Raw genomic sequence first — 7,245 nt, 5'->3', positions numbered from 1 at the left:
CACGTTTCCAACCCAAACGCCCTAAAATCTCTATCTCAAAAGCGCCATTCTCACGCGCCCAATCCTCTGCAACCTGCAAATTGTCAACTTGATCAAGAACACCCTTCCCACTACATTCACAAATGAGCGCGCGTTTCTTTCCTAAAACTGTCTGTTGTATCTGGGTCGTAACAGCCGCTAAAAATCGCTCTTCATCATCCAAAACAAGCCATAACTGTTTCTTGCCCGTGCAAATGGCTTCAATCAGTTCCTGCAACGTCATTTCATGTTTGAAACGCTCAACATACCCTCGAAATGACGCAATAATTTCCTCTAGATAAGGCGCTATACGCTCCGTATCCCAAGACGTGGTCAAATAGACTTTTGCCATTACCCTCTGCCTAAAGGACGTAAATCAACATTGAATCCCGTAATCATTGTACAAGATATTGATTTATAATGATAATTCACTGTTTTGTATGTTGAATGAGAGTCCCGAATAACGTAAGATTCTCTCATTTCAAATCTGTTTATCTTGAATCAATCAAAACCACTATTTGCACATAACAAGTGGGATGAGCGTGTGGATCAAATTTGTATAAGAAAGGACTAAAAATGGCTCTTATGAACCGTCTTAATGCAAGGGCTGTCGCAACATTGGGGGCTGGCAAATATAATGATGGTGCCGGCTTGTTACTTCATAAGCGTAAAGATGGAGGTGCTCAATGGATTTACCGTTATACCATTCATGGTCGGCGCCGCGAAATGGGCTTGGGTGCCTTGAGAGATGTTTCTTTAAAACAAGCACGTGAATTGGCAACTGGGTGGCGTTCTGTTCTTCGTGAAGGGCGTGACCCTATTAAAGAACGTGAAAAACAAAAGCGTGAGGCAATAAGTAATCTCCATTATTTAAAAGATATCGCGTTGGATGCTTTTGAAAGTCGTAAAGCTGAATTAAAAAATGATGGTAAAGATGGGGATTGGTTTTTACCATTACGCCTTCATATTCTTCCCAAATTAGGCTGTCTTCCCGTTTCTGAGATTACACAAACAGAGATACGCAATGTTCTTGCCCCTATTTGGCATACAAAAGCTGGAACTGCTAATAGAGCTCTTATTCGTCTCAACCTTTGTCTCAAACATGCGGCTGCATTAGGATTGAATGTTGATTTACAAGCAACAGAAAAAGCACGCGCGCTCTTAGGTAAACAACGTCATAAAACGCAAAATTTACCAGCCATGGATTGGAGAGAGGTTCCGGCTTTTTATAAAACACTCTGTGAAGCATCAACCATAACACAACTGGCTTTGCGTTTGCTTATTCTGACAGGCGTTCGTACCAATCCTTTACGTCATATTCATAAAGATCAAGTTGAGGAGGATATATGGACAATCCCTGCTGAGAATATGAAAGGAAGGCGTGATGCTACAACAGAATTTCGCGTGCCTCTATCAACAGAAGCATTAGAAATTCTAAAACAAGCGCGCTTGCTCTCTCGTAATGATTTCTTTTTTTCTGCTAGAGGTCGTGGTCCCCTCGCTGAGAAATGTATGGCTACGTATATGAGAAAAAATAAAATTGAAGCCTGCCCCCATGGTTTTCGTTCTAGTTTACGCAATTGGCTTGCTGAAACAACAGACGCCCCCTATGAGGTCGCTGAAACCATTCTAAGTCATACGGTCGGCGGTAAAGTAGAGCGTGCCTATCGTCGGACTGATTATCTAGAACAGCGCCGCGTTTATATGGATAAATGGGCGGCTTATATCACGGGTCAATCTTAAGATATGGGGTGAATAACCCCATGATCTGCGGATAACTTTAGCTCTCTTTTCTCTCATTCTTTCTCAATAAGAGTCATAACTTATCACATCAGAAATTATATGATAAAATATTGTTTTCTATGAATAAAATACCTTCAAAAATGAACCAAAATGTGGTTAATAAATAGTTATGATTTGTTCTCATTTTTTGATAGAAAGGATTTTAGTATGACAGAAAATGATATTCTTTTAACAGACCGTGAAAGTGCAAAATTGCTTCATATGAGTGTCTCAACATTCCGCCGTCATGTTACCAATGGCTCTTTGCCAAAACCTTTAAAATTTGGTTTTTTATCGCGTTGGTTACAATCAGATCTTTTGAATGTCATCGAGCAAGCAAAACAGCAACGTCAAAGTGACGCGGCATAAAAAACCTTGTCACGTAAGGACGGACAAGGCTTTCTCAAGCTCATCACCCTAGAGAGTGCACAATCTGTCCTATGACGCAACGTTATAGGATTACTAAGTACATTCTACGCCATATTGCTTTACATACAATATTGAGATGTTAGATTGAGAAAACAATCCAGCCATTCCAAGCGAAGGCAAGGATGGCGGATTGTCGGTCATTACAAACAAAACTTAAGGCTCGCATTCAGGTTGTTCTGGATGCTTTTTACAAAACGGGCTGTTTAAGCGCTTCTTGACACTGCGCTGTGGTATGACAGCACCTGGACGACAAATCGGAAGGTTCTCAGCTTTAAAGTTCTCACACCAAGTTCCTACCTCTCTTACAAGTTTATCACGGAACCCTGCTTGGATCATGCAAGCATAAATTGTTGCACTATCATTATAGCTCAAGCGCCTATTTTCTCTATCAAGATATTCAGGACTTGGCATTCCACATTCTAACAATGCTTTTCCTACCTCAGTAAAGTCTGCTCCTGGCTTCTCCCAGCCATATACGTTGCCTAGAGGAGGCTTGTCGATGTTACATCCAGCGATAGTTAACAGAACGAGCCCGCTTAATAGTTGTAATATGTATTTCATTTTTTCCTCCCTGAATATTTTGAATAAATTGGCGTACGATTAGGTAAACCATAGAACTTTGTACAAGCATCACTTGGATGTCCATAACAAACATGGACACTGGGGTAGCCTTTAAATATTTGCCCTGCTTCTTTCCAAGGACCACTTCCAGGAGGTATTTGCTCAAAAGTGTAAGGATTTTTGCCAATCTTTGTACCCACAAAGTCATATTTATGATTTTCCAAGTTTACATAATCCTGCTTTCCATCACTTAAGATATATAATATATCTGCCATGTTTTGAGTATTATAAGCTGGTCCAAAGAAATTAATCGTTGTTTCCTTTGCTATACCGTGAACACCTTCTTGTTTGAAAGAATACAGCATATTCCCCAATGTCATGGTACCACGGCTATGTCCATAAAGTTCTAACCCTGTAATACCATGGCTATACACCAAATCTTTTGCTTCTTGTGTGGAATTGGTCAAACCCCAAAAGTTATTTTCCATGAACTTCTGATAGCCTGCTACCAGAAGTTCTGATATGGCAGAATCAGCTTGGGGGAACACAACAAAATAAAGCGGTACATTTTTATTCTCTGCATGTTGCTCAGCATAAACAGCCGCCTCATAGGGTGGGGTAAAAATGCCATTGAGGAACACATGCACCTTGCCATCAGAACCAGCTTGTAAATGCTGCTTTTCTTCATCCGTTAAATAATGAAAGTGAGAAAACAATCCAGCCATTCCAAGCGAAGGTAAGAATGGCGGATTGTTGGTCATCACAAACAAAACTTAAGGTTTGCATTCAGGTGCGTTTTTATATTTTTTACAAAAAGGGCTGTTCAAGCGCTTCTTGACACTGGGACTCGGGATCACAGCGCCTGGACGACAAGCCGGAAGATTCTTTCCTTGAAAATTCTCACACCACGTTCCTGCTTCTGTATCTTTATAGCGGAATCCTGATTGAACCATACAAGAATCAATGAACGCCTTTTTATTTAAACTTAACTTTCTATTTTCTGGAAATACATCATAAGGCGTTGGCATACCACATTCTAATAATGCTTTTCCTATTTCAGTAAAATCTGCTCCAGGCTTTTCCCACATCGCCAAAGATGATGAAGGAGTTTTATTAAACTGACATCCCACTATACTTAATAAAACTATTATACTAAGTAATTTAAACAATATGTTCATTTTTTACTCCTTGATTTACTTAAAGGAAATTGTTCACGATGAGAAGGGCCGTAACGCTTTTTGCATATATCACTCGCATCTCCAAGACAGGTATGGGAGCTTATGGGATTCATGGTCACTCTCCACCATTCTGTCCACCAGTTACTGCCAGCAGGTATTGTCTCATAAGTATAGCCATTACCGCCAATCCATCGGCTTACAAAGTCAAATCTATGCCCATCAAAGCCAATAGTGGTTTGTTTGCCATCACTCACATAACCTAACAGACCGGATGCAACTAAAGCATTAAAGGCTGGTCCATAGAAATTGATATTCGTGTTGTCGGCTATCCCGTGCACACCTTCTTGTTTGAAAGAATACAGCATATTCCCCAATGTCATGGTACCACGGCTATGTCCATAAAGTTCCAACCCTGTAATACCATGGCTATACACCAAATCTTTTGCTTCTTGTGTGGAATTGGTCAAACCCCAAAAGTTATTTTCCATAAACTTCTGATAGCCCGCGACCAAAAGTTCTGAGATAGCAGAATCGGCTTGGGGGAACACAACAAAATAAAGCGGTGCATTTTTATCCTTCGCATGTTGAACCGCATAAACAGCGGCTTCCTCTGGTGGAGTAAAGATGCCATTAAAGGACACATGCACCTTGCCATTAGCACCCTCTTGTAAATGCTGCTTTTCTTCATCCGTTAAATAATGTGCGTGAGGTATTGGTTGTCCACGAGCGTCTCTTATAGGTACCCCATTTGCATCTATTTCATAGATTATATTACCCTTTTCATCACGGTCGACCACGGCGATGGGGTGCTCTTTGATAAACATAGTTTTATAGGAATCATCGCTGTATTTAAACCCTTCTTCTAAGAGTTGCGTTACCATTTCACGGTTTTCATGGACGATTTGTTCCAGCTTGCCTACATCGAGCTGTTGTACACCCTTATGGGCGGTGGCAGTATCACGATTAAGGGAGGCTATGGCTTGTTCCACGTCTTGTCCTGTCAATGCCTTCTGCCCTGCTTCATCAGTAATGACGATGGTGCCATCGCTAATGGCAGATTTGGTGTATCCTTCCTCTGAATCTTTAGCTTTTGAATGATCTAAGACATTTTTGGCAATGTTTTTCCCGACACCATATTTGCCTTGATACATCGGACCACCCGCAGAAATGCTTAAACCTTGGCTGCTGGTTTGCGCATGCGCACTGTTGCTGATATCACTGGTGCTGATGCTTCCTGTGGTCAGGCTGTTTTTGTTCGCCGAGGCTGTGCTGGAAATAAGTCCTCCAGTCAGCGTTGTTTTATCTTTAACGTTGATCTTAAAGCCGCCATCACCCGCTTTGATGCCTGATTGTTCTACAACACTATGATAATCGCTAGAGGATTTATCCTTGTTCAAGGAAATATTGGTTGTGGCTGCATCATCCTTTTTTCCACCATTAAACCCAATAGACAAAGAGTCTTGCTTGCTGGAACTTTGTCCCGTATCACTGCGGCTGGTAATGGCAAAATCACCCCCTACTTCCATTTCTACACGCTCTCCAGAAACCACGGCGCCTGCCAGTGTGGTATTTCCCTGACTTATGGTATGAACTGTGCCGGTGCCTATAATATGGCTGTTTTTGTGTTGAACTTCCTCACTGGAACCCTTACCTTTACCAAAAGAAGCATTCCCCATCCACCCTGTACCACTGGTACCATAACTATACCCAATATTCATCGAAGCGCTTTGGTTATGGTTTTGTGTGCTTTGCGTGTTTTGCGCACTTTCAAAGAGGATATCTTTACCTGCTCCCATGGTGATATTCCCGCTCTGCTCATCATTTGCATAGATTGGATTGGTACCAGCGATAATATCAGCGCCAACACTATGAATGCTGCCTTCGTGGGCATGTATATTAATAGAACGCCCGCCTTCTATGCTATCTGTCACCGAAGTAGAGGTCTGAACAGAGGCTTCTGCCTTCTCTGTCTTAAAGCCCACGGTTACGCTAGCAGAAACATCAGCAATATCACGAATAGACTGTTTGTTTCCACCTTTCAACCCATTATAAAGACCTTTGCCTTTACTATAGAGATCATAGCCTTTTAGACCAGCAATAAGACCATTACCGATTTTGTGTTTTGTATCCCCATGACCAAAACGTTTGGCTGCATCCCTTACATCTTGTACGGCACCAAGAATGCCCACATTGACAGAGGCTGTCACACCAGCAAAAGACTTTTCATGCTTTTCTTTTGCGTTAGAGGTATCATGGCTTTCTGATAGGGTGATATTATTGCCAGCATCAATGTTGACATCACGATCCGCCGAAACATTGGCTGCTTGCATGTTTACATCATTGTCAGCAGTAATCTGCACATCTTGGCGTGCCGTGATGTGTGATTGTGTGGAAGTGGTTTCCCATTGATCGCCCGTATCTTTAGCGCTTGCAATTCCAACACCTACAGAAGCACCGCTTTTGCTTTTTTCAAACTGAAACCCAAAACCTTCCCGTTCTTCTACAGAGTTTGACTTATGGCTATTATGACCAACAAGCACATTGACATCATGCGCTGCTGAAAGGTTAATATTCTCACCTGCAAAATCAGAGCCAACAATTGTCACATCTTTTTTCTTGGCAGTGATGTTGATCGTGCCATCCGCATTGAGAGAAGAGCCTTGATGTTCAAAACTCTCTTCATTCTCTGTCTTTCCCTCACTGCCATATATCGACACAAAGCCCTTGCCTGATCCCACACCAAAACCCGTTTCATGGGTCTCTGAATGGCTCTTATGGTGATCTGTCATGCCATCAATCGTCACACTTTCTCCACTCACATTGATATCTTGACCGGAAAGCAGATGAGAAGCAGAAATCTTGGCTTCTCCTTGTGCGTCTAACACGATGTTGCCCGTTGCACCCAGAACAGAGGAGACCGTTGTGCTATGCGATTGAGATGTATCAGAAGATTCCTCATGCAAAAAGCCACTTGAAGACGATTGTGCTTGCTGGTCAAAGTGTTCTTGGGCGCCTTTGATGACAATCTTTCCCCCAGAGTGAATGGTAATATCCGCTTGTTTCTGTTCTTCTGGTGCTTCCTCTCCTGACGTTTTCTCTGCCTTACCGGCTATGAGCGCCGAGGCGACAACTTCCGTGTTGTTTCCAGAATCAATCGCAACGCCTTTGCCCCCTGTTATGAGTGAACCCACAACTTCTGTCGCATCAACCTTGTTATGCTCAGATTTGCTGCTACTAAATGCTCCTCCCTCTTTGTGGTACGACATTTCATAATGTA

General features: G+C 42.2%; 7 protein-coding genes. 2 read left to right on the top strand and 5 right to left on the bottom strand.

Translation table 11 applies throughout. The features are described 5' to 3' along the window. Positions 1-370 (bottom strand): hypothetical protein (locus PVV57_RS09380; protein ID WP_273783955.1); only part of this gene is annotated, 370 nt, incomplete at its 3' end. Positions 371-594: 224 nt separating this feature from the next. Here PVV57_RS09380 and PVV57_RS09375 point away from each other — a divergent pair. Together PVV57_RS09375 and PVV57_RS09370 are read left to right on the top strand one after the other, a co-directional pair. Continuing rightward, on the top strand, positions 595-1,761 hold the full coding sequence (locus PVV57_RS09375) for a site-specific integrase (RefSeq protein WP_273783954.1): 1,167 nt from the start codon (positions 595-597) through the stop codon (positions 1,759-1,761). Positions 1,762-1,968: 207 nt separating this feature from the next. Beyond that, positions 1,969-2,169, top strand: coding sequence for an AlpA family transcriptional regulator (locus tag PVV57_RS09370; protein WP_007347209.1), 201 nt, complete (start codon positions 1,969-1,971; stop codon positions 2,167-2,169). Between the two features lie 213 nt (positions 2,170-2,382). Here PVV57_RS09370 and PVV57_RS09365 read toward each other — a convergent pair whose 3' ends face one another. From PVV57_RS09365 to PVV57_RS09350, 4 genes are all read right to left on the bottom strand, one after another. After that, a complete protein-coding gene (locus tag PVV57_RS09365) occupies positions 2,383-2,790 on the bottom strand; it encodes a hypothetical protein (protein WP_273783953.1) in 408 nt (135 codons plus the stop codon). Then, positions 2,787-3,551 (bottom strand): filamentous hemagglutinin, encoded by a 765-nt coding sequence (locus tag PVV57_RS09360; protein WP_273783956.1) that lies wholly within the window; start codon positions 3,549-3,551, stop codon positions 2,787-2,789. The genes PVV57_RS09365 and PVV57_RS09360 overlap by 4 nt, the downstream gene beginning before the upstream one ends. 12 nt (positions 3,552-3,563) lie before the next feature. Continuing rightward, positions 3,564-3,968 (bottom strand): hypothetical protein, encoded by a 405-nt coding sequence (locus tag PVV57_RS09355; RefSeq protein WP_273783952.1) that lies wholly within the window; start codon positions 3,966-3,968, stop codon positions 3,564-3,566. Continuing rightward, a partial coding sequence (locus PVV57_RS09350) for a hemagglutinin repeat-containing protein (RefSeq protein WP_273783951.1) occupies positions 3,965-7,245 on the bottom strand: 3,281 nt, incomplete at its 5' end. The genes PVV57_RS09350 and PVV57_RS09355, both read right to left, overlap by 4 nt.

The sequence above is a fragment of the Bartonella sp. AU15XJBT genome (assembly GCF_028618615.1).
GTDB lineage: Bacteria > Pseudomonadota > Alphaproteobacteria > Rhizobiales > Rhizobiaceae > Bartonella.
This window is presented reverse-complemented; position numbering and strand designations above follow the sequence as displayed.